19 protein-coding genes are annotated in these 24,440 nt (G+C 36.0%); 9 read left to right on the forward strand and 10 right to left on the reverse strand.

Going from position 1 to position 24,440, the window contains the following annotated elements; all coding sequences use genetic code 11:
• Positions 1-85 precede the first annotated feature (85 nt).
• Positions 86-436: a 4Fe-4S binding protein gene (locus NBX25_RS15750; RefSeq protein ID WP_123860506.1), complete on the reverse strand. Its 351-nt coding sequence runs from the start codon at positions 434-436 to the stop codon at positions 86-88.
• A gap of 59 nt (positions 437-495) precedes the next feature.
• Here NBX25_RS15750 and NBX25_RS15755 point away from each other — a divergent pair, with 59 nt between their 5' ends.
• From NBX25_RS15755 to NBX25_RS15765, 3 genes are read left to right on the forward strand one after another with little or no spacing between them, the layout of a single operon-like run.
• On the forward strand, positions 496-1,530 hold the full coding sequence (locus tag NBX25_RS15755; RefSeq protein WP_250254328.1) for an acyl-CoA reductase: 1,035 nt from the start codon (positions 496-498) through the stop codon (positions 1,528-1,530).
• Positions 1,531-1,577: 47 nt separating this feature from the next.
• Positions 1,578-2,024 carry a peptidylprolyl isomerase gene (locus NBX25_RS15760; protein WP_250254329.1) on the forward strand — a complete coding sequence of 149 codons (447 nt, stop codon included), beginning with the start codon at positions 1,578-1,580 and terminating at the stop codon, positions 2,022-2,024.
• Positions 2,025-2,051: 27 nt separating this feature from the next.
• A complete protein-coding gene (locus tag NBX25_RS15765; RefSeq protein ID WP_250254330.1) occupies positions 2,052-2,741 on the forward strand; it encodes a Bax inhibitor-1/YccA family protein in 690 nt (229 codons plus the stop codon).
• Between the two features lie 609 nt (positions 2,742-3,350).
• On the opposite strand, the gene NBX25_RS15770 is transcribed toward NBX25_RS15765, so the two are convergent.
• The 5 genes from NBX25_RS15770 to NBX25_RS15790 form a co-directional block, all read right to left on the reverse strand.
• A complete protein-coding gene (locus tag NBX25_RS15770) occupies positions 3,351-3,599 on the reverse strand; it encodes a DUF6952 family protein (RefSeq protein ID WP_250254331.1) in 249 nt (82 codons plus the stop codon).
• Positions 3,599-3,907 (reverse strand): thioredoxin family protein, encoded by a 309-nt coding sequence (locus NBX25_RS15775; protein ID WP_123274739.1) that lies wholly within the window; start codon positions 3,905-3,907, stop codon positions 3,599-3,601. The genes NBX25_RS15770 and NBX25_RS15775 overlap by 1 nt, the downstream gene beginning before the upstream one ends.
• Before the next feature lie 126 nt (positions 3,908-4,033).
• Positions 4,034-4,666 carry a peroxiredoxin gene (locus NBX25_RS15780; RefSeq protein WP_089733937.1) on the reverse strand — a complete coding sequence of 211 codons (633 nt, stop codon included), beginning with the start codon at positions 4,664-4,666 and terminating at the stop codon, positions 4,034-4,036.
• A 145-nt stretch (positions 4,667-4,811) separates the two neighbouring features.
• Positions 4,812-7,751: a M16 family metallopeptidase gene (locus NBX25_RS15785; RefSeq protein WP_250254332.1), complete on the reverse strand. Its 2,940-nt coding sequence runs from the start codon at positions 7,749-7,751 to the stop codon at positions 4,812-4,814.
• 35 nt (positions 7,752-7,786) lie between these two features.
• Positions 7,787-8,980: a pyridoxal phosphate-dependent aminotransferase gene (locus NBX25_RS15790; RefSeq protein ID WP_250254333.1), complete on the reverse strand. Its 1,194-nt coding sequence runs from the start codon at positions 8,978-8,980 to the stop codon at positions 7,787-7,789.
• Positions 8,981-9,152: 172 nt separating this feature from the next.
• Between NBX25_RS15790 and NBX25_RS15795 the strand changes: the two genes are divergently transcribed.
• The 6 genes from NBX25_RS15795 (at position 9,153) to NBX25_RS15820 (ending at position 17,109) form a co-directional block, all read left to right on the forward strand.
• Positions 9,153-9,998 carry a GLPGLI family protein gene (locus NBX25_RS15795; protein WP_250254334.1) on the forward strand — a complete coding sequence of 282 codons (846 nt, stop codon included), beginning with the start codon at positions 9,153-9,155 and terminating at the stop codon, positions 9,996-9,998.
• A gap of 84 nt (positions 9,999-10,082) precedes the next feature.
• A complete protein-coding gene (gene rsmG, locus NBX25_RS15800; RefSeq protein WP_123907901.1) occupies positions 10,083-10,718 on the forward strand; it encodes a 16S rRNA (guanine(527)-N(7))-methyltransferase RsmG in 636 nt (211 codons plus the stop codon).
• Positions 10,719-10,780: 62 nt separating this feature from the next.
• Positions 10,781-11,185 (forward strand): hypothetical protein, encoded by a 405-nt coding sequence (locus tag NBX25_RS15805; protein WP_123907900.1) that lies wholly within the window; start codon positions 10,781-10,783, stop codon positions 11,183-11,185.
• Positions 11,185-11,721, forward strand: coding sequence for a DUF922 domain-containing protein (locus NBX25_RS15810; RefSeq protein WP_250254335.1), 537 nt, complete (start codon positions 11,185-11,187; stop codon positions 11,719-11,721). Before NBX25_RS15805 ends, NBX25_RS15810 begins: the two co-directional genes overlap by 1 nt.
• Positions 11,718-14,405, forward strand: coding sequence for a PD-(D/E)XK nuclease family protein (locus NBX25_RS15815; RefSeq protein ID WP_250254336.1), 2,688 nt, complete (start codon positions 11,718-11,720; stop codon positions 14,403-14,405). The genes NBX25_RS15810 and NBX25_RS15815 overlap by 4 nt, the downstream gene beginning before the upstream one ends.
• Before the next feature lie 337 nt (positions 14,406-14,742).
• Positions 14,743-17,109 (forward strand): patatin-like phospholipase family protein, encoded by a 2,367-nt coding sequence (locus NBX25_RS15820; protein ID WP_123907897.1) that lies wholly within the window; start codon positions 14,743-14,745, stop codon positions 17,107-17,109.
• 152 nt (positions 17,110-17,261) lie between these two features.
• Here NBX25_RS15820 and NBX25_RS15825 read toward each other — a convergent pair whose 3' ends face one another.
• From NBX25_RS15825 to NBX25_RS15840, 4 genes are read right to left on the reverse strand one after another with little or no spacing between them, the layout of a single operon-like run.
• Complete coding sequence (locus NBX25_RS15825; RefSeq protein WP_123907896.1) at positions 17,262-18,398, reverse strand: cytochrome-c peroxidase; 1,137 nt, start codon at positions 18,396-18,398, stop codon at positions 17,262-17,264.
• Between the two features lie 9 nt (positions 18,399-18,407).
• The gene (locus NBX25_RS15830; RefSeq protein ID WP_250254337.1) at positions 18,408-19,922 is read right to left on the reverse strand and encodes a DUF6850 family outer membrane beta-barrel protein; all 1,515 of its coding nucleotides are present in this window, start codon (positions 19,920-19,922) and stop codon (positions 18,408-18,410) included.
• Between the two features lies 1 nt (position 19,923).
• Complete coding sequence (locus tag NBX25_RS15835) at positions 19,924-21,144, reverse strand: DUF4876 domain-containing protein (RefSeq protein WP_250254338.1); 1,221 nt, start codon at positions 21,142-21,144, stop codon at positions 19,924-19,926.
• Positions 21,145-21,164: 20 nt separating this feature from the next.
• On the reverse strand, positions 21,165-23,957 hold the full coding sequence (locus NBX25_RS15840) for a TonB-dependent receptor plug domain-containing protein (protein ID WP_250254339.1): 2,793 nt from the start codon (positions 23,955-23,957) through the stop codon (positions 21,165-21,167).
• Positions 23,958-24,440 lie beyond the last annotated feature (483 nt).

The raw sequence follows: 24,440 nt of genomic DNA on the forward strand, positions 1-24,440 counted from the left end.
TTAAATTCCTGTCGCTTTATTTTTTTGGTTAGGTTGGGTTTTGATCAAAAAAAGCCGCCTCACAGATGATGAGACGGAATTATTTTTATTCGCCGTGTAAGAATGCTTTTTTATTAAGCAGTGCTTCTTCAGATTCTACATGGTCTTCATCCGGAACACAGCAGTCTACCGGACATACTGCTGCACACTGTGGCTCTTCATGGAAACCTTTACATTCAGTACATTTGTCAGTTACGATAAAATAAACATCATCACTTACTGGCTCCTGTGCTGCATCTGCATCTACAGTAAGTCCTGACGGCATTGTAATCGTCCCTTGAAGAGACGTTCCATCAGAAGCTTTCCAATCTACAGCTCCTTCATATATTGCATTGTTTGGACATTCCGGTTCACAAGCCCCACAATTAATGCATTCATCAGTTATTTTAATAGCCATCGCTAATTTTTTTTAAATTTGCACAAAATTACAAAATATTCCCCAATTTTAAAGTAATTATGAATACCGAAAATCAAGTTTTAGGACTTATTAAATTAAGTGATTATATAAAGTCGTTTTTATCGAGGAAAACGGAAGATCACAATGAAGATGATGTAAATATTGAATTATTATTAAAGAAATCTGAAATAGGAAATCCGTGGTTTACGGTTGATAATCAGAAATTTGCTTTGCAACAATGGTCTGATCTTCTTACGGAAGAAAATATTAAAAACTGGCTTAAAAATTATTCAATCTCTAAAATTTCCAAGAGAGTAGGATTGATTTTAGCCGGAAATATTCCTTTGGTAGGGTTTCATGACGTGATTTCTGTTGTGTTCAGTAATCATATCCCTTTAATTAAGCTGTCATCTAAGGATCAATATTTGATTCCGTTCTTATTAAAAAAATGGAAGGAATTTTCCGGAGGCGAGGTTCAGTTTGAATTTGTAGAGAAATTAGAGAATTTTGATGCCGTTATTGCTACCGGAAGTAATAATACCGCAAGATATCTTGAGTATTATTTTAAAAATCATTTGAGTATTATCCGTAAAAACAGAACTTCTGTTGCTGTTTTGAAAGGAGATGAAACTGATGAAGAACTCCAGCTTTTAGCAAAAGATATTTTCCAATATTTTGGATTGGGATGCAGAAATGTAACGAGGATTTTCATTCCTCAGGATTTTGTGATCGACAGATTGTTTGAAAATTTTTTAGGGTTCAAGGATATTATCAATCATAATAAATATGCTAATAATTATGATTATAACAGAGCTGTTTATCTTTTGAATCTGGAGAAATTCTGGGATAACAACTTCGTGATGCTGAAAGAAGATGATAAGTTGTTCAGTCCGCTTTCTGTGATTAATTTCAGCCGATACGAATCATTGGATGATGTTAAAAATTTTATCGCTGAAAACGATGGAAATATTCAGTGTGTAGTAGCTAAAGAAGAGTTAGGATTAAACTCAATTTCTTTTGGTGAAGCGCAAAATCCGGGTCTGGATACTTATGCAGACAATGTGGATACGATGAAGTTTTTAGAACTGGTCTGATTTTCGTATCTTCCAGCACTATTTCACCCAATTACAAAACGAGTACTATGAAAAAAATATTTTTAGGTCTGGCGATTGTTTGCACACAGGTAATGTTTGCTCAGAAAGTCACAGGGCTGAAGGTTGAGAACAATCAGAAGAAAGAACAGCCGGCTACCATAAGTAAGGATAAAGTCAATATTTATAATGATAATTTTCAGAAGTTTATTACCGCTTTGCAATCTTCGGATTATAAAACGGTGAACGAAACGCTTGCTGATAAGGTAAAGGAAATTGTCACAGAAGATGTTCTTAAAAAAGTAAGGGATGGTATTGATCCCAATAAAAAACTTGAGATTTTAAAAGTAGGCTATTATGTAACGATGGATGGTGTCAGTCATCCTAATATTAAATACAAATATGCCGGAGATTCTTCGTCAAAAGAAGTGATAAGTGTTGTATTTGAAGATGATGGGAAGATTCTGGGCGTATTGCCTGTTAAAAAGGATAAATAAATTTCGATTAATAAAAAAATATTAACTATGATGACAGATGTTTTAGTCGCTCATTCTTCGGAAGTGGAGAAAGCGAATTTTTACAAGAAGACCTACTTGCATGTTGCATTATCAATTCTTGCATTTATTGGAGTTGAGACTATTTTGTTGAAGACTGTACCTGTAGAGATTATCGCAATGATGTTCAGTGGAAGATTCACCTGGCTGTTGATTATCGGTGTTTTCTGGCTGGCTTCTATTTTAGCCTCTAAATGGTCACTTTCGCAAAGTCAGTCCACTCAGTATCTTGGGTTAGGGTTTTATATTGTACTAGAGGCGGTGATTTTTTTACCATTGCTTTTTATAGCTACTAATATTGCCGGCGGTGCTAATATCATCTTCCAGGCAGCTACTTTAACGGTAGCAATGTTTGCAGGTATTTCTGCGGTTGCTTTTACTTCCAAGAGAGATTTTTCTTTTTTAAGAAATATTATCATTATCGGAGGATTTATTTCAATCGGATTAATTGTTGGAGGAATGGCTTTTGGATTTAATCTTGGATTGTGGTTCTCTGTAGGAATGGTCATTCTTGCTTCTGCAGCGATTTTATATCAAACCAGTAAGCTGAAAGACTCTTATGCTACGAATCAGTATGTGGGGGCAGCATTACAGCTTTTTGCTTCTATTATGCTTTTATTCTGGTATATCCTGAATATTCTGATGAGTAGAAGAAGCTAATTCGAATATCTAATTAGTATTAAATAATAGTCCTGGTGATTTTTTTCATCAGGATTTTTTATTCCGAAATCTGATGTTGGGAAGGTTTTTATTACTCTCGCAGATTTTGCAGATAGAGCAGATTTGAAAAGTATTCTTAATTTTTTTTGACTGTATTGAACCTATGATTCAATATTCGTGGATTAGACTTTACGATCCTTGTCAAGGATAGGTCAAAATTCAACATCAAAACCATCGTAAATTGGTGCGAAAGAACACTAGGAAATTAGCATTTAAATGGATGTACTTATCTCAATTTATTGTGGTGTGTCATTCTGAAAGTACCGGAGTAAAATGAAGAATCGAAGCGATGTTTGAAGGTTCTCTTTCGTCGGAATGAAGATAATTGTAATAAGCCGTGAACCCAAAAAATCCTGATGACATTTCATCGGGATTTTATTGGATATTCTTTAACTATTCAATACTGAATATCACTTCGGTAGGCTTGGGTAAGCTGCCGGAGTCTTGCTTCAGATAAGAAAGTAGAGTAAGAGGTAAAGAATAGGGAAGTATAGTGTTGAGGAAAACCTCAGATCTTTTGTGTTTTTATAGAATATTAAATGATAAAAACTACTTATCAATAGATCCTAAAACCTTTTGTGCAAAAGAGTTTAAAGCATCCTTTTCGCTCATTCCGCTTTGTACGTTAGCGTGAACCTCCAAAGCTCCGCAAATGTTGGTAATAAGTTCTCCTGCAACATTTAAATCCTCGTCACTTGTTCCTCTGAATTCGCAGAAGCTTTCAAGAACTTCTAATGTTTTTTCTAGGTTCTCAGGAGTCTGATTCTGGTAGAATTGTCTGATTACTGGTAATTTCATTATGCTAATTCGTTAAAAAGGTTAATTAAACTTTCAGCCTGGTTAGATTGAACCTGGTTTACCAATTCACCATTTTTAAAGATAGCGAATGTAGGTAAGTTGTCTACTTTTGCTAATTTTCTGCTTTCAGGAAGTTTCTCAGCATCTACATATAAGAAAGGAATAGATTCGTTCTCAGATGCTAATTTTTTGAATTTTGGCTTCATAATTCTGCAGTTTCCGCACCATGTTGCGCCATATTGAACAACTACTTTTTCGTTGTCGTTTACGATATTCTGTAATGTATCTTCGGTTAATTCTGTGTACATGATTGTAATTTGAAAATTTGTTAATTTGAAAATATGCTAATGCTTTGTAAAGAAGAAAATGAGATAATTTTTAACCATTCTGAGATTAATTTTCAAATTATCTCATTTTCAAATTAACACATTATATTAGTTCTTAGCTAAGTATTCTGCTGTAGAAGTTCTGTCTGCTTTCATAGCATCTTTACCTTCTTCCCAGTTTGCAGGACATACTTCACCGTGTTTTTGAACGTGAGTGTAAGCGTCAATTAATCTTAAGAATTCTTTTACGTTTCTACCTAGAGGCATGTCATTTACCGCTTCGTGGAAGATTTTTCCAGTTTCGTCGATAAGGTAAGTTGCTCTGTAAGTTACGTTAGAACCTGTGAATACTTCTTCTCCTTCTTCATTGTATTCGAAATCCTGATCTACAATTCCTAAAGTGTTTGCTAATTGTCTGTGAGTATCAGCTAAAAGTGGGTAAGTTACTCCTTCAATACCTCCGTTATCTTTTGGTGTGTTTAACCAAGCGAAGTGTACTTCGTTTGTATCACAAGAAGCACCAATTACTTTAGTGTTTCTTTTTTCGAATTCACCTAAAGCTTCCTGAAAAGCGTGAAGCTCAGTAGGGCATACGAAAGTGAAATCTTTAGGGTACCAGAACAAAAGAACTTTTTGTTGGTTGTTAGTAGCTTCTTCAAGGATGTTGATTCTTAAATCGTCACCCATTTCAGACATTGCGTCGATTGTTAAATTCGGGAATTTTTTTCCTACTAAAGACATAATTTTCTGTTTTTATATTTAAATTTCTGATGCAAATATAGAGAAGTTTTATCTATCGAACAAATAGTTTTTGATAAATAAAATCTATAATTGTTTTTGATGTGTTGTTAAATAAAAAGCCCTGAAACCAGGGCTTTTTGTTATTTTAATAACCAAATATTTCAGTTAAATTGAGTTTTTTAATCTCTCCTAATTTTTGCATATCGGCTTCATTTACTTTGTCTTGTGATGCCACGATACAATAGGTGTAGTTTTTGTTTTTCATCTCGTTATCATGGAAAGTGTTGATGTCTGCAAATGACAGTTTAGGTGCCTGTTCGTAGACATTCTTTCTTATATCAGCGTTATTTCCAAGTCTTTGGGCTTTCAGATAAGAGAAAATGATACCATCCTGAGAAATTCTTTCAGATGCGATCGTTTTTTTCAATCCGCTTTTGGCTGTTTCAAACAATTGCTCAGACTTTGGAAGGGTAGTCAGAAGTTCATTCATGGCAGAAGAAGCTTCGTTGAATTTATCAGCCTGAGTCCCCACATACGCCATAATAGAGTTTTTATCTGCTTTCTTACTTGGAAGAGCAAAATAGGAATAAGTAGAATAGGCTAGTGCTTTAGACTCTCTGATCGTCTGGAAAACAATAGATCCCATTCCGCCTCCGAAATAGTTATTGAATAAACTTACTGTAGGGGTAATACCGGCGTTGTACTGTTCAGAGTTTCTTGCCCAGAAAATTTCAGCCTGTACCATGTCGTAATGAGCAAATAGAACTTTGTTCTTATCTGTCGGGATCTGTTCAAAGGTTTTTGTCTTTGGAAGTTCCTTAAGCGCTGAAGGAAGTTTATGAATAGGTTTTAAAGAAGCTACCGTCTCAGCTCCGGTTTTAGGTCCATAATACAAAACTCTATGTTTGAAATTGAATAGATCATGAAGGATATTCACAAGGTCTTCAGCTTTCAAAGCATCAAGTTCAGCATCACTTAAAACATTGTTGAACGGATTCTGTGCTCCATATTGAGCGTAGCTTCTTAATCCGGCCATGATGGTGGCTTTATTCTGCTTTGCGTTGGCTCTGGCTTTCTTAAGTCTTGCTTTGTACGCATCTAATGCTGCCTGGTCTGCTTTACAGTTTTTAATCAGATCTTCAAATAAAGCAATCGTTTTATCGAAGTTTTCATTCAAACCTTCCAGAGAAACATAAGTTTCCTCGTTCCCTGCACTTACTTTAAAGCTTGATGCAAGTTTATAGAATTCTCTGCTAATAGTTTCCGATGACTTATCATTGGTTCCCAGGTATTGAAGGTACTCTGCAGCTAATGGAAGCATTTTGTTGTTCCATTTTCCGGAATCAAAGTGATAATACATTCTGAAGAGAGCATTGTCTGTATTTTTTACAGAAAGAACCTCTACGTCGCCTAATTTATTCTTAGCAATATCCTTGTCATAGTTTAACCATACCGGAGCGATTGCTTTTTCAGGCATCTCATCAATCTTCTTAAGGAAAGAGGATTGGTCTTCTCTGTTTACAGAAACAGGGGTGATAGTTGGTTTGTCAACCTTGACAATGTTCTTATCTTCTCCTTTTTTCTTATAAACCGCTACATAATTGTTGTTTTGAAGATATTTGGAAACGAAGTCCATAATGTCTTTCTTGGTAAGCTTAGAGATTTCTTCAATATACTCCAGGTTGGCTTTATGATCTACTTCAGAAGTGAATTCATCCATTAAGATGCTTGCTCTTGAAGAATATTTCTCATCCTTTTGAATCGTATTCTTTTTTTCGTTGTTTACGATAGACTGAATAAGGTCATCAGAGAATTCTCCTTTTCTTAGTTTATCGATTTCCTGAAGAAGAAGATTTTTTACTTCATCCAAAGACTGTCCTTCAGTTGGTTTTCCTTGCAGAAGTAATACCGAATAATCTTTCAGGGTATAAGGATAAGCAAAAGCTCCGAGTAATTTTTGCTTTTTCACCAGATCAAGATCAATTAATCCAGCTTGCCCGTTGGTCAGCATGCTGCCTACAAAATTTAATAGTCTTGCATCTTTTGTTGAAGCACCGGGAAATCTGAAACCAAGCATTACACTTTCAGAGTCAGGTCCTACCACTTCTTTTATGACTGGAGAGGTAATCGCTTTTTCCTGTCCTACTTTGTATTCCGGAACCGGTTTAGATTTCATATAAGAGAAAGCTTTGTCAATCTTGGCAATAGCTTCATCCGGATTGAAATCTCCCGACATGATGATTCCCATGTTGTTGGGAACATAATAATTGTTATAATAATCTCTGATCGCGTGCAGAGAAGGGTTTTTCAAATGCTCAATGGTTCCAATGGTAGTCTGCTTTCCATAATTGTTATTAGGGAAAAGATTAGCAAACATCATATCATACACTTTGTCTCCATCATCATCAAGCGTTCTGTTTTTCTCCTCATATACGGCTTCTAGTTCTGTATGGAATAATCTGAGAATGGGCTCTCTAAATCTCTCTGACTGCAAAGCCAGAAATTTATCCATAACATTAGAAGGGATGTCTTCCGTGTATACTGTTTGTTCAAAAGAGGTGAAAGCGTTTGATCCGTCAGCACCCATACCAGCCATCATTTTGTCATATTCATTGGCAATCGCGTATTTGGCAGCTTCTCCGGAAACCCTGTCGATTTCTTTGTAGATCTCTTTTCTCTTAGCTTCGTCTTTGGTCTGGTTGTATTTCTCATAAAGAGCATCAATCTGGTCTAAAAGAGGTTTTTCCTTCGCCCAGTCTTTAGATCCGAACTGATTCGTTCCTTTGAAAAGCATATGTTCCAGGTAATGAGCAAGACCTGTGTGATCTGCGGGATCGGTTTTACTTCCTGCTTTGGTAGCAATATACGTTTGGATTCTCGGTTCTTTGTTGGTTGGACTTAAGATAACCGTTAATCCGTTCTTTAAAGTATAATATCTTGCGGCGGTAGGGTCATTGGTGACAAACTTATATTTGTATCCATTGGAAGTTGCTTCCTTCCATTGATAGTCCTGTCCAAAAGCATGGCCTGCAAAACTTGCTGCTGCAATACTGGTAACGATTGTTAATTTTTTAAACAAATTCATTGGTATGGCTGTGTTTTATTTTAGTTTTTTGATTTTTAGTTGAATTGCTCTAACAAATCTTTGATTCGCTTCATTGCTTCTCTTAATTCTTCTTCAGATGCTGCATAAGAGAATCTGATACATTCCGGACTTCCAAAAGAGAATCCTCCAACACATCCTACGTGAGCGTTCTCCAATAAAAACATGGCGAAATCATCAGAGTTTTTGATTTCTGTTCCATTCAGTGTTTTACCGATGTAATGTGAAATGTCCGGGAAGAAATAGAAAGCAGCCTTTGGAAGTAGTACTTTGAACCCTGGAATTTCCTTGATAAGCTCATATACAAGATCTCTTCTTTTTTTGAAAGCATCAATCATGTATCTGTATTCTGATGGATCGGTTTTTAAAGCAACGATGGAAGCTCTTTGAGCTACAGTATTAGCTCCGCTTGTCATTTGTCCCTGTACTTTCTCACAGGCTTTAGCCAGCCATTCCGGGCATGCAGAGTATCCGATTCTCCAGCCGGTCATTGCAAAAGCTTTTGACATCCCGTTGATTACGGCAGTTTGCTCATAAACCTCAGGGAACTGGGCAATGGAAGTTGTTTTTGTTTCATAATTGATGAACTCATAGATTTCATCTGAAATAATGGTTACGTGAGGATATTTAGCAACTACTTTAGCAATAGATTTCAATTCATCATACGTGTAATATCCTCCTGATGGGTTACATGGTGAACTGAAAAGGATGGCTTTTGTTTTATCAGTAATCGCTTCTTCAAGTTGTTCAGCAGTTACTTTGAAATCTGTAACATAAGAAGTGGGAAGCATTACAGAAGTTCCCCCCATCATTTTAACCATTTCATCGTAGCTTACCCAATAAGGAGCTGGAAGTAAAACCTCATCATCATCATTGATAATCGCTGCTAAAACATTTAAAATAGCCTGTTTTGCACCATTTGAAACACAAATCTGTGTTGGTTTGTATTCCAGATTGTTGTCTCTTTTTAACTTATAGGCAATCGCTTCACGCAGTTCCAGAAATCCCGGAACAGGAGAGTAGTGACTGTAGTTCTGATTGATGGCATCGAATGCTGCCTGTTTGATATTATCCGGAACATCAAAATCCGGTTCACCAAGGGTCAAGCTGATAACATCAATTCCGTTCGCTTTCATTTCCCTTGCTTTATTAGACATTACAAAAGTCTGTGAGTATCCTAGTCTTTTTACTCTATCTGAAAGTTTGTCCATGTATTTTTTGAATTTTAACAAATATATAATAAAAAGGCCTTGCAGAAGTAATAAAAAGAGGGCAGGTTTAAAGATTTTTATCAGGTTTAAAAGGATTTATTATATTTGGAGTTAATGTTCTTTTTTTATGCAATTTGTCTTGAAAGTACTGTTTAATCAAAAACTTAACTCCATGAAAAAAATCTATACTCTTTTATTTCTGGCATTAGTCTGCAGTGTGTCTGCCCAGAATTATCGTTTTGTGTATGAATACAAAATGAAATCAGATATTGATAATGAAGATTCTTATATTACAGATTATATGAATCTGGATTCAGACGGAAAGAAATCTTATTTTTATAATGCAGTGAAATATGAAAGAGATTCTATTTATCAGGCAGACAAAGATCTTAAGATGTTATTTAAGAGTAAAAATTATGATAGAAACTTAGGGTATATCGTTGAAAAAGACTATTCAAAAAGAGAAGCTAATTTATATGATAAATATAAAACTGCAAATCTTGTTATTGCGGATCGCGAAGTTCCAAAATGGTCTGTACAGAAAGAGTTTTTAAAGATCAATGGAATAGATTGTCAGAAAGCGATTGCCCAATACAAAGGAAGAGAGTGGGAAGCATGGTTCTCCAAAGAGTATCCTATCAGCGATGGGCCTTACAAATTCAATGGCCTTCCAGGGCTCGTGATAAGGATTAAAGATATGGATAATCATCATGTTTTTAATATGATTCAGGTGAAAAAAGTGAATTCTATATTTAGTTTTGTTCCTAAAAACAATAAAAAGATGTCTGATCAGGAATACCGGAAACTTCTGAAAAATGAGACATTCAGTCCTGAAGATATTGAAAGTATCAACATAGACAGGCAAACCGGAAAGATGGGTGTGCAATTGAAAGATGGGTATGCTACTCAATTGGATATGGGGCAAATTAAAAAAGCGGGTAAGGGAAATGAAGATGCGGAATTGGCAAGGTTGCTTAAGAAAAGTAACAATCCTATTGAAAAAGAAAATTCAAAATAAAATGGCGTTATTTTTTGATATACTCTTTCTGAAAATTTGAATAAAGCCAATAAAAACTTACTTTTGCAGATTATAATAATTCACATGTCTACATCGTTACTATTAAAATATTTTCCGGATCTTACCGAGACACAGCTAGAACAGTTTGCAAAACTGGAAACCCTGTACCATGAATGGAATGAAAAGATCAACGTAATTTCCAGAAAAGATATGGAATCGTTGTATGAAAAGCATATTCTTCACTCGTTAGGAGTTGCTAAAGTGATGGAATTTGCTCCTGGAACGAAAGTGTTGGATATTGGTACCGGAGGTGGTTTTCCGGGAATTCCATTGGCAATTCTGTTTCCTGAAACACAATTTACTCTTATTGATTCCATAGGGAAGAAAATCAGTGTAGTAAATGCTGTAGCGGAAGGAGTGGGGTTGAAAAATGTAACAGCCATCCACGGAAGAGCAGAGAAATTAAAAGAAAAATTTCACTTTATAGTCAGCAGAGCGGTCACTCAGATGCCTGAATTTTTAAGATGGCTGAAGGGAAAATTTGAAAAAGAACAATTTAACCCTAAACATAATGGAATTTTATATTTGAAAGGTGGAGATCTTGCTGAAGAACTTGCCGGACTTAAATGTGAAATTTTCAGCCTGAAAAACTATTTTGAGGAAGAGTTTTTTGACACTAAAAAAGTAGTTTATCTATCAAAGGGTAATTTTAATTCCTGATTTTCTTGGAATAAAGAATAATTTTTGCTAAATATGTATTGGTAATCAGAAAATTAAAGATTATGAAAAAGTTTCTAAATATTGGATTTTCAGCATTATTGTTTGGCTTTGTATTGATTTCATGTAATGATGATGATTATCAGACCATAGAATCTATTGATAAGGTCAAAATAGACAGTGTAAAAATTACCAATGACACCATGGATGTCTTTGCGATACAGCGAATAAAAACTTATTCTACCTATTCATCTCAGTGCCAGGGGTTTTATGGATATGATTATATTCATAACGGTGATTTTGAAAGAACGGTTACTGCTTATAAGTACATTAGTAATGGTCCTTGTGCTCAAAAAAGTTACTCAGCGGTTAATCAGATAAATTTTAATCCACAAAAGATAGGGAAATATACTTTTACTTTCTGGAACGGAGGAAATAACTGGATTACAAAAACGATTGTAGTGAAATAATGAAATTGACTTTTGTATTCTGTCTATTGGTGGCAAATGCAGTGTTTGGACAGAAAATTATCTGGCAGGAAGGGCAAAAGCTGGTATGGGACAATTTTAAAAGTCCTGTCAACAGAAAAAACAATCCGGATGTTGCAGCTTATACCAATTGTGGTTGGGAATATTCTGTAGTGAAATCCTCCAATCCAAAGTCTCCAGTAACCATTGAAATAAAGACGATATTCAGTGAAGATAAATCCTGGAAAGACGTCAAAAAGATCAATGATTATATTTTATTACATGAGCAGAAACACTTTGATATTGCGGAGCTTTTTGTAAGAAAATTCAGGAAGGCTGTTGCTGAAAATATCAGGAATTCCGGTGATTACGATAGATTATTTAAATCTATTTATAACTTGATATCCAAAGAGTACAAAAACTTTCAGATGGCCTATGACAGGGATACCCGTCATGGAATGAATGAAGAAAAACAAACAGAATATAATCTGGCCATCTCTCAAGAATTAGAAAACCTTAAAAGCTACCAAGCCCCTTGAAATTCCTCAATAAGATCATTCACGAACTGTTGGCACAAAACACAGATCTGTCTGCGTTTAACATCATCCTGCCCGGAAAACGTCCGATTGTATTTATCAGACAGATTCTGGAGGAAAACAACTATTCCGGATTTCTTCCCAACTTTTTTACCATCGAGGAACTGATTAACTCTATTGCTGACAAACAGGTTATCCAGGGAATTCCGCTTTGGCTTTTTTCATTCGATGTGTACCGAAGCCTGAACCTGATCCCCAGAGATAATTTCTCTGACTTTTTGAAGTGGTTTCCAACCCTGCAGAAGGATTGGGATGATATTCTGAAGTTTTCAGATAGTGACCAGGCGGTTTTACAGTACATGTTTGATGAGGAAAGGATTAAAGAATGGGCCCAGAACCTGGGTGAAGATGATGATGTACCCAGAAAGAAGTTTCTTAATTTCTGGCAGAACATGAATGTTTTTCTTCCCGAATTAAAAAACAGGTTACAGGAAAAGAACTGGGCGACCTCAGGAATGATTCACGAGGCTGCTAAAGCGAGTATCTCAGATTTTGCGAAGAATACCTCGGAGCATTTTGTTTTTTGCGGATTTAACGCCTTTACGCCGGTTGAAGAAAAATTGGTAAGAAGTCTTTTGCGGTGGAATAAAGCTCAGTGCTTTTTTCAGGCAGACCGTTATTACTTTAACGATGAAAGACAGGAGGCCGGAAAATTCCTCAGAAATCATAAGACATGGAAAGAATTTGATGATAGCAGGGCTTTCCAATGGATAGAAGATGACTTTAACCAACCTAAAAAGATCAAAGTATATGAAGTTTCCGGAAATGTAACGCAAACTAAAGTGTTGCCGGAGATCTTTAAGGAAATCAATAATAAAACTTACTCAAATACAGCGGTAGTTTTGCTGGATGAGAACCTTCTTCCTGCGAGTCTGGATGTGATGCATGGGGTAGACAACCTGAATATCACGATGGGGTTCCCATTGAAGAACCTGTCTTTTTCCAATGCTGTAAAACGACTTTTCTACCTGCAAAAACAGCTGGAAAAGAATAAAACTTCGTATTACTACAGGGATGTATTTCCTATTCTTGAAGAGCTTCCGAAATCAGCCAAAGATGAGCTAATCATCAATGATTTTAAAGCAAAGATAGAAGAAAGAAATATCGTTTATATTTCTAAAAAGCTTTTGAATGAACTTCTTGGAGAGTTATCTTACTTTGGTCTTCTGCAAAAAGCTGCAAGCACGAATGCTTATCTGGATATTCTGATATCGTTTTGTCATCAGGTGAAGTGGTTGGAAATAGATGATATTCAATATGAAAATGTATCTCATTTCGAGAATGCCTTCAGGATTATTAAAAACCAATTGACTCCGTATAATATCGAGATTAAAATGGAAACGCTGGAGATTCTCATCAACCAGCATATCAATTCTGAAAGTATCGATTTTCAGGGTGAGCCATTAAGAGGGTTGCAGATTATGGGATTGTTGGAAACACGTCTTCTGAATTTTGAAAATGTGATTCTGCTTTCGGTCAATGAAGGGAAACTTCCATTGGGAAATTCACAGAATACTTACATTCCTTTTGATATCAGAAGATTTTTTGATCTTCATACGTTTTTGGAAAATGACAGTATTTATGCCTATCACTTTTACAGGCTGATTCAGGATGCGAAAAATGTTCATTTGTTGTACAATGCATTAAGTTCGGGAGTGAATACGGGGGAAAAGAGCCGTTTTATTACCCAGATCGAAATGGAAAGTTCCCATGAGATTGAACACTTGATTATTGAGAATTCTTCAGAGCCCATTATTACAAAACCCATAGAGATTTCCAAGACGGAAATTGTAAGACAAAAACTTCAGAAATGGAAGGAGAAGGTATCAGCTTCCCACCTGACAAGCTACCTTTACAATCCCATTGATTTTTACTTATCCAAGATCTTAAACACTTCGGAGTCAGACGAAATTGAAGAGGAGCTGTCGGTGAAAAATTATGGAAATTTAGTACATTATACACTTCAAGAAGTTTATGAAGTATTGAAGGGTAAGGTTTTAAAAGAAAGTGATTTAGAGAAGTCAGTTAAAGCAATAGATAAGTATATTAATATTGCCATTGAGAAACTGAAGCACCAGCCGGAGTTCTATGAAAAAGGGATGAACTATATCCACAAGGCGATTGCGAAAAAAGTAATTGAAAACGTTCTGAATCATGATCTGGATCTGGTTAAACAAGGCAATAAATTAGAGATCATTGACATCGAAAGAAAGTTCGAAAATGTAGAATTTTATCTTGATGGAAATGATAAAATTTCGTTCTTAGGATTTATTGACAGAATTGATAAACTGAATGGGACATTAAGGATCATTGATTATAAAACGGCTAAAATTAAAAACCTCCACGTAAAAATTGATGAGGATAATGTAGAAGGGTATTTCCATAACAGTGATAGAAAACAGGCACTACAGCTTTGTATTTATCATTATGTGATACAGCATCTTCCGGAATTCTGGGGCTTTCCGATTGAAACCGGTATCTGGAGTTTTGCAGAAGCTAAAAAAGGAATGGTTCCTTTGGTGTTTGATAAGGGAGATATTGATGATGCAATGAGATCTGTTAAAAGTCTTATTCTGGAAATCCTGAATCCTGATATCAATTTTGTAGAGACAATAAAGTCTTATTAGGCTTATACAATCTTTTATCTTAGCCAGCGACCTTGCCAAAAGAATATGCTTAATAGACTTTTGCTTTAAAATTAAGTTATTTGCTTTGTCATTCTGTATTAGAAATCGAAGATTCGATGTAACCAATGAATGGTGTAAAATTGTAAATAAGTATCTTAAATTATTATAAAAACAACTTTCTATTTTTCCCAAAAATAATATTAATGAAAAGTATTTTTGGCGATATTTTTTTTACATTCTTCTTCAATAAGGAAATAGATAATGTTTTTTAGCAGCTTTTACGGTATAATTGTATATTTACTGTGAATTTTTTATACACATAAAAACAGGCTGTCTCATGAAAAAATTCCTGCTTTTGGGAACTGTCATTTTTTCTCTTTTTCTTAAATCCCAACAGATTAACGACTCTCTGAATATCAGATTACAAAATGTAACGAAGGACACCAAATTTGGTTTGGCTCTGAGTGGAGGGGGTGCCAAAGGATTTGCTCACATTGGAATTTTGAAAATGATAGATTCCTTAGGAATTAAGGTAGATTATATTACCGGAACCAGTATGGGGGGGATTTTGGGAGGTTTGTATGCAATGGGATATAATGCCGACGAACTGAAGAAAACTATTTACAAAGTAGACTGGAACAGGATTCTGAGCAATAAAATCCCCTACAGCAAAGTGAATATCAGTGAGAAGGATGAGTATGATAAATATATTCTTGAATTTCCGGTCGTAAAAGGAGTTCCAACGCTTCCCAGTTCCTATATTGAAGGGCAGTATATGGGGGAGGTCTTGAATACGCTAACCTTTAACGCAAAACATATCAATGATTTCAGTAAATTGAGGATTCCTGTAGAGCTTACTTCTTCAGATATTGAAAACGGAGGGCTGATTATGCAGAAGAAGGGATCTCTTCCCTTGGCTATTCGTTCTACTTTGGCTATTCCTGCAGCTTTTGCTCCGGTGTATATTGATGGAAAGTTATTAGTTGATGGCGGATTAGACCGGAATTATCCGGCTAATGAAGTTCGTCAGATGGGAGCAGATTTCGTTATCGGTGGCTATACCGGATTCAGGCTTTTTACCAAAAAAGAGATTGAAAATCCTATGAAAATGATCTACCAGACGCATGCCATCCGTTCTGTAGAGGATTTTAAGCATCAGAAGGCTTTATCCAACATTCTGGTTGACTTTGTAGACCCGTTGGGGGATATCACCACAAAAGACTTTGCAAGGTTCAGAAGGATCATTAAAATAGGAGAAGTAGAAGCCAGGAAGCATCTCCCTGAATTTGTTGCATTGGCAGAAGCTCAGAAAAGATTAGGGATCAAGTATGAACATGAAAAAATTGAGGAAGTAAAGCTTCCTACCACAAAATTTACCTTTAACGAGGAAAACGGAACTCCGCTTAGCGATGAAGTAGAAATTGCTGTGATTAAAAAGGAACTTGGGCTGACGGAAGGGAAGTATTATGATGTGAAAACCGTCAATGAAGCAATAGACAGAGTGTTTGGAGTGCGTCAATACGAAAAAGTTTATTACACTTATACCAATGAGGGCGATGGACTTACAATGAATATTTTCGTTAAAAAAGCTAAGAAAGGAGCTTTTAAGTTGGCTCTTCATTATGATACAGAGCAGTCGGTGGGGATTATTGTAAATTATACATACCGGAATATCCTGGCAAACAGATCAAGGTTCCTGGCTACTATCGATATTTCAGAGCGTTTTAAGGCAAGGCTGGCTTACCAGCGTTTTTTGGGAAGCGGTGACCATTGGTGGATCGATCTTGAAGCTAAAATGGTTCATCTTAAAAGTAATGATTTAACATTTAGAACATTGGGATATGATGATGAAGATTACACCACAAAATTTCCTAACCACATTTATAGAAATATCACAGGAAAAGTAGCTTTAAATTATAATATCAACCCCAACGCTTTTATTTCTTTAGGAACAGAATTTAGCACGGAAAGAATGTATACTTTGCTGGATAAAATAGATCAGGCAAGGGCAGATATTTTTAGCAAAAAGCTTTATAATCACAGTAATTTTAACGCATTTCTTAAATTTGAGCAGAATAATCTGAACAAGAGATACTTTTCTACCAAAGGGAATCATCTTCAGGTAAGCACAAGATTGTATTTTGGAGATGAATATAAGTTGTATGATCTGCAAGTAGTACAGCCTCAGTTATATCCCATCTTAAACCCTAAGAACCCTGATTATTTTGTCCCTAAGAACCTGGTATCATTTACGCTGAATGAAAACTTTGCCTATCCTATTACAAGAAGATTGGCAGCAAAGGTAAATCTGTTCCTTGGAACAAGCTTTGGTTCATACAGAGAAGACACAATACCTTACTTTTTTCTGAACCAGAAATACAATTTAGGAGGAAGTGAGTACAATTATGATTTGTTAAATCCTGAATTTAATGGACTTCGCCAGAAAGAGCTTCCTATGAACTCTGTAGCTAAAACAGGAATATCCCTTCAGTATAGAATTATGAAGAGATTATACATAACCCCTTCATTCAGTTATGGAAAAGTGAGTGAAGAGTTTTCTCCTTTTAATGACAGTTTCGAAATGTTCGGATATGGAGTCAATCTTGGCTATGAATCCCTTATAGGTCCTATTAATCTTAATATTTCCAGAAATAACCAACTTGATTTTTCCAGAATCTATTTCAGTATCGGGTTTAAGTTTTAAGAGAGTAAGGAACCCAGAAGCTGGAGATTGTTTTAAGGTAAGGAAGCCAAAAGATTAGGGAAGATGCTGCTTACCCCCTTTAAATTAATGAAAAAAGGCTGCCGGAAATCATTTTTCAATCATAACTTCCAGCCTCCTTCTTCCAGCCCAATTTATTGTCTTGGAATTTCAGGTCTCGGCATTTTATAATAACTTCCTGACATGCTTTTCAGAAAAGCCACAATGGCATCTATTTCCTCGTTATTGAGCTGTAATGCCTTCATCCTTTGATCAGTGACCGGAAATTTAGGATCAGCCTTCTTTTCTTCAGGACTGGGGTTAATCATTTGCATTCCGCTATTGTATAAATTAACAACTCCATGCAGATCATCCATTAATCCGTTGTGCATCCAAGGAGCAGTGTAATTCAAATCTCTTAAAGAAGGAGTTTTAAACTTGCCTACATCATTGGGATTGTTGGTAATATGATAAAGCCCAAGGTCTTCATATTCACGTTGGTAATAGGTGAGTCCTATGTTGTGAAATGATTCATCAGTCAGATATTTACCGTAATGACAATTCATACATCTTGCCTTAGTACGAAACAGGTGCATCCCATAGATTTCCTTATCACTCATGGCTTTGTGATCTCCTTTAATGAATTTATCCAGTTTACTCGGCTGGCTTCTGAGAGTACGCTGGAAAGTAGCCAGGGCACTGGCAATTTGGTTAAACGTAATCTTATCTGTATGATAAACATCCTTGAAAAGTTGTTTGTATTCCTTATATTTTGAAAGTTTCCCGGCCAGTTTTTCCGGTTTCATATTCATTTCGTTGTGAGCAGAGATGGGACCAACAAGTTGTTCTTCCAGCGTTTTAGCTCTTCCATCCCAGAAATAAGAAGCTCTGTCTGCAATATTATAAAGGGACTGTGTATTTCTTTTTCCCAACAGATGGTCGTTTCCTAATGCCACTTCCTGCCCGTCACTCCAGCCTAATTCAGGATTATGGCAGCTGCTGCATGAAACCTGACTTGATGAGGATAATTTCGGGTCAAAGAACAGTTTTTTTCCCAGCATTACCTCAGGAAGCTCCTGGGTTTCATAATAATTGGAATCCCATTCTATAGCTTCAAATTCTTTCCAGTTGACATCTCCATCTATGGAAGGTTTAGGCCAATACTGTATAGGTTTTTTGTATTGTGCTGCCACTTCTCCATAATCTGTAGTGTAGGTTCGTAAAGTATGTTGCATGCAAAATAGGGCAATTACGCCTATCAGCAGTATTAATTTAATATCTGAAAATTTCATATTTTTTACTTAAAAAATACCTCCTATGGTTGCTGCAAAAAGCATATTGTTACCATTTTGGAAATTACTGTACATCATTTTACCCCCTACATAAGCATTCTTAATAACCGGAGCGTTGAAATGAAAATTAAGATCAAGTTTGGCCTGCCAGATGTCAGAAGACTGATATTTGTAATTTTCCTGTAGCATTTGCTGAATAGCAGGTTTTCCGGAAATATTGAAGACCGAATTTTTTTTATAGACATCCGTTACAGAAACTCCCGCAGAAATAGAAAGTGCAAGTTTGTCTGTGAGTGTTTTAAGCCATTGAAAATCTGCGCCGTAGACCAGTTTATTTAAATCAATGATAGAAAGAGGAGTGTTATACTTTTCTTTTTCCTGAATCCATCCGAAGAAAGGAATCAGAGACGATTTTGCATCTTGATGTTCCATTGTTAAGAGCCCTTTTAATACCAGATTGGTTATCTGATGGGTGTATTTTTCTGCAGAACCAATTTGTATATAATTCCTTGAATTGTCATTAAGAAATAAGTTCTCAGTTCCTTTTCTGTTGGTATGGTTTCCGATGACGGAAAGTCCCCAGGAGATTCTGTCTGTTTCAAAAAACTTTCCTAATGAAAAATTAAATTGTTGTTCATCAATTTTGGAGGCATTAAGATCTGCATATTCGGTCAGAAGCTTATCAAGATTCAGTTTCTTGATTCCCGCAGTAAGATACCATGATCTGTTTTCTGCTTCAAAAACTTGTAAACCACCACCATAAGTCCAGCCCTCATAATACGCCTGACGAAGTTTTCCTGAAAGCAGTTCATTATAGTTTCCCAGACCGTTCATATTGTAGATCATTGGAAATCCCTGATTGCTTACAAAACTCAGATAATGCTTTTGGGTATATTTTTCAGCTTCCACATAAGCTCCGATTTTAAACTTTTCAAACATCATTTTATTAACTCCCAGAGCCAATGAAAAGGTAGCAGAAGTATTTTTAGGCCTCGGATCAATATCACGATAGCTCAAACTAGCGCTGTAACTTCCCGTAATCCCCAGGGTATATGAATTGATTTTCTTAGAATATCCCCCTGAAAATGCATAATTTTCAAACTTCATGTCGCCCCCCACACTGTCTGCTGCTACGTAAGGGTAAATGATGTCATAATCAGCATTTTCATTCCATACTACCTGCTTGTTTTTTCCTTGTGAATAAGAAGCATTCCCCCAAACTACAGTTTTCGGATCCAATATCTGGTGGGTACGTGCTTCTGCACCCCAGAGATTTTTTCCTTTGCCCTTTTGCTGGATTTCATTGGGAGTATCATTGTTTTGGGTGAATATATTAAAAACTGTAATCTGATACTTCCTTGAGCCCAACCTATTGGCCGGATTGGTGTTGATGTCGTTTTTGAGTAGCCTTTCATAGCTATACTCCTCACGAATCTTCTTCATGATTGTATCATTGTCCTGACCATATATTTCAGAACCAAGAAAAAGAGCAGGCAGGATCAGTATGGATTGAAAATGTTTCATTTTAGTTGAATAATGACGGTTTTACACCATGTTCAAAATCTGCGGTGGAGTTATTGGTATCTTTTAAGATGTCTTTACCTTCTGCATTTTTTCCGATAACTTTTCTGCGGACTGCTTTTCCAAAACGGTTTTTATCACCATCAAAAGATGTTACTGAGGTCCATCCCATGTCTAAAGAAGGAGAAGTAACCAACCATAGGAAAGAATCCTGTACACTTAAGTTCACTGCATCTGTGATCCATTCGTTCGGAATTTTAACAGCTGTTCCGTCCATAGGATAAACATCTCCTCCGAAAGTAAGATTGTAAGTATAAGTGTATGAGTTCTGACTGATTAATGACTCATTGGTCATTCCCTGTGGCATACGTGCTAAAGCGTAAGCATAATATCCCTGCGTGTGGATCACCATTTTTTCAAATACATTTACCATTTTAGGGACTGCAGGATTATCAATATCATCAGAGTCTTCCTTGAAGATCTGGAAATTAGCGTGAGATAAATTGATGGATGACGGATTGAATTCTTTATGATTAATGGCATCTTCTGCAATGATAATAGAGGCTCCAGGTAATACCGGATACGTTGTTCCATTTCCTGGAATTCTGATGATGGCTCCGGCAGAAAATGTGGTTCCCATAATATTAGGACTGTAATCCTGCTTTTCATTCGTCATAAATGCAGATTGTATCAGCAACATCCCGTCAGCATATAATGTTTTGTCTGTATTATTGGTTATTTTAAAATATTGGTCACCAAAATACATGGCTCCTTGTGGAGTTTTAGTTCCCGTAAAGAATACTTCTTCAAGGATAAGGTCGCTGCTTCCTGCTTTCATTGAAATGTCAATAATTTTGGTCTGTTCAGTGCCATTGATGACAACACTGGTCTGAACTCCACCTACTTTTGCTTCTATGGCCACCGAATTATCAGTATAGATAATGCTTCCTTCCACAGTAATATTATAAGTTCCCGTTGGAAGAACCTTTTTCAGAGAATTGGTGTTTTTAAGCACCTCAGTAGCTGTAAAACCGGTATTCAATTCCTTAAAGCTTATCGTAAGAGTTTTATATTCTTTGACCTGAATGTTTTCCGGAACTACTTTCAGCTGAAGGTTTAACGTAGTTTGTGCCTGAGTTTCAGGGGCATCGGAATCTGACGAACATGCCGCAAGACTTAATACAGCACACAATAGTAATAGTGTTCTAAATAATTGTTTTAACATAACTTATTGGTTTGAAATTGTTATAAATTGAAATTGATCTCCATCCCGAAATACGGATCATAAGTCCCTTTTCTGTTGATCGTAAATCCATTAACGCTATAAGGAGCGTAATAACTAAAAAGTCTGTTGGCAAACATGGAAACGATAACAGTCTTATTTCTGAAGCTTTTGGTTACCTTAAGATTAAGATTGGCTTCCAATGGTCTTCTGGTAGCGTTATACCGGTCCCCATTCTGAGCAATAATCAATCTTTCAAGAATGGTTTCTCTGGCTGTACCAGGGTCGAATGGGAATATATTACCGTTTTGATCTACATAATGGCTTGGAATTCCGTTCATCGGATCTAGTTTTCTCATCGAATACCATGAAAACTGGAAAGAGGTAGAGAAGATCAGATCTAACTTTGGAATGTAGGTATCCATCATCAGATTTGTATTCAGTATTTCGTTTACAGAATTAGGCTCCATTCCATTATAAAGACCAAGATAAGGATAAGGTCTCCCGTTAATCAATAGATCAGGTCTTTTGTAGGCTGGCAGGCTGTTCCCATATTTTGTACGAAACCAGGCACCACTCAATGTAAATCTTGTATTAATGGCAGGTATTCTGTTGGAAGAATATTGAAATTCCACCCCTTCCTTGTCTATTTTACTTCCATTTCGCTGGGCAGAATACATGAAGTTTTCTGTTATAAGCTGATAGGGAAGTGTGTTGACATCTGGTGGAGAAGTTATGGTTTCGTGGTTAAGAGCAGAGGTATCGTATTTTTTATATTGATAGCCAGCATATTCATTCATAGACCGGAATGCGTTGTGCATCTTTTCCTTAAAAACAGTTACGGATAATTGATGAAGCCCAAGGCTAAAATCGATCCTTGCCTCAAACTTTTCATTGACAGCAGGCTCTATTTCCGGGTTCTGAGGATTATAGATCATCGTTTTATAGTTCACTCTTCTATAATTCTGATTAGAATGGAAATAATTGAGTTGCTGGATATCTTTATAAATCAATTCCGGGTATAGCAGATTAAGGTCCGGGAATAAACTCTGTTTACCATAGCCTAATGTTAATGCAAGTTGAGCCTTTTTATGCATCAGGCTGAATTCCGGAAGATTCCATTGAAGGTTGATTCTTGGGTCCAGATATACTTTTCCGTTCATTTTAAACTGAGTAGGAAGATTCAGCATTGAGTTTCCTCTTAATCCCAATGCTAATGCCAGCTGATGCTGACCAAGATTTGCCGTGCTGATCGTTTCTAAAAACAAGGCAGAAGTAGAATAGGCCGGAACATCACGATAGGCGCGTGGTCTGAAGGTTGCTTTAGGATCTATAGGCTTATAAACATCAAATAATTGTCCCTGACCCCAGTTTTTGCTTAATTGCCAGTCGAATCCTGTGTTGATTTCATTTTTTATAGCTTTAAAATTCCATTGGAAATTATTAACCATTTTCACAAAAATATCAAGCGGTTTACCATCTACCGTATAGTCTGAAATGTATCGAGCTTCAGGATAATAACCATCGTATTCACCCTCAGTTCTTGAAAGTGGGAAAGCAGTGGCGTTTTCCAACTGGATAAATTTGGTTTGTTTTATTTTGTCAAATCTTTGATTGACTGTTGCCTGAATCTCTGTTGATCTGTAAAAAGAAGGTTCTGTTTTTGTGTAATTAAATACATTCGAAAGGCTTACCAAATGATTGTTGACTTCATATGAATTTAATTGAGATAGGTCTACATCCGGATCGGTCTTTGAACCATCCAGTGAACCTGTATAACTCAAATGGGTCTGCCATCTGAATATGCCATGATTGCGTTGTTTTTCTTTTGCTAAAGCAAAATTGGCTGTAATTCTTTTATAGTTTTCCAGCTGGTCTCTTGGATCAGATTTAGCATTCAGATAATCAATTCCGGCATTGATTTTTAGGTTTTGCTCCTTATCTTCAAATCCCTTGCTAATAGCAAATAATTTACTGTAACCGTCTGCTTTAAATCTGGATTTCCATGGGGTATATCCTGATTTATTGGTGATTTTAACAATTCCGGAGGTAAGATTTCCGTAAATTACTGAAGGAATCCCACGCAGAATCTCCACTTTTTCAATCTGGTCTGTTGAAATGCTTCGCATATCTACACCGCTTGTTAGATTGAGCCGTCTTTTCAGTCCGTTATTGCTCTTGTCTAAAAAATCATAGGTATATTGAAGGTTAGCCCCGGAGTTCAATGGAGCACCATCTACCAGAAATGTAGTTCCCATGGCAGAAGTATTGTAATCATTGCCAGGGTTACCTGTTTCACGAAGCGTTATTTTATTCACCTGATTCAGAACTGGGTCTCCGGATCGTCCTCCCGGAAGAAGTTCCAGAAGATCTGTAAAACTGGAAGGCTGCAAATGCTGCATAGCACGCTGATTGATGACAGAAGATGAAGTTAGCCCCTTACTTTCTTTGGCTGTAATAATCACTTCTTCAATAGAATTGATTTTGTCTGCCAGTGAAAAGGTAAATACTTCAGGTTTTGTGATGGTAATCTTACCAGAATATTGAACGATATTATTTTTATGAATTTCAATAGTATACTGACCGGGGATAACAGAAATAACTGCAACACCTTTATCGTTGGTAGAGGCGGAGTATATAGTTTTAGCGGATAGAATTTTAATTTCTGAATCGGCTGCCGGTTCAGAATGATTCTTTTTTATTTCAAATGAAACAGTCGCAGACCGGTCTTGCGATTGAGCTGTTGAAAATGCAGTGAGAAATAAAAATGTGAAAATTTGTGTTTTAAAAGGGAATCGAGGATCGTTTGGTACCATCTGGCATTATTCTTCCGGCAAAGGTAGGAGGCCACAGATAAGATAACTAATTTTATTTAGAATAATTTAAAATAATTGATAAAAATCAGTTTACTTGCTTTATTGATTTTATCATTTTTTGACCTTAAAAATTAGGTTTGTTTTGGTGTATGTTGTTGTTTAATAGTGTTTTATTTTTATTTTATATGAAAGTTGTGAAATTGTATTTCTAATTTTTATTGTTAGAATTATTCTTTACAGAATGAGATGCTTTGTTAAAGAATAGCATAAATTTAAACCATTATGATTTAATAAGATTTTAAGTAAAATTAAGTTTCATCAAAGATGACAGGGAAGGTAGCTTAACCAATAGTTTTTAGCTATGATCTTCACTTTTCTTAATCCTTAAACAGAAGCTTAATGGCTTAAATTATCGTAAACGCCTTGGAAATTCGTGTAATCTGTGGAAGATAAATTATTGTAAATAAAATAGTTGGTTGATCA

The sequence above is a fragment of the Chryseobacterium sp. Marseille-Q3244 genome (assembly GCF_940807095.1).
Classification (GTDB): domain Bacteria; phylum Bacteroidota; class Bacteroidia; order Flavobacteriales; family Weeksellaceae; genus Chryseobacterium.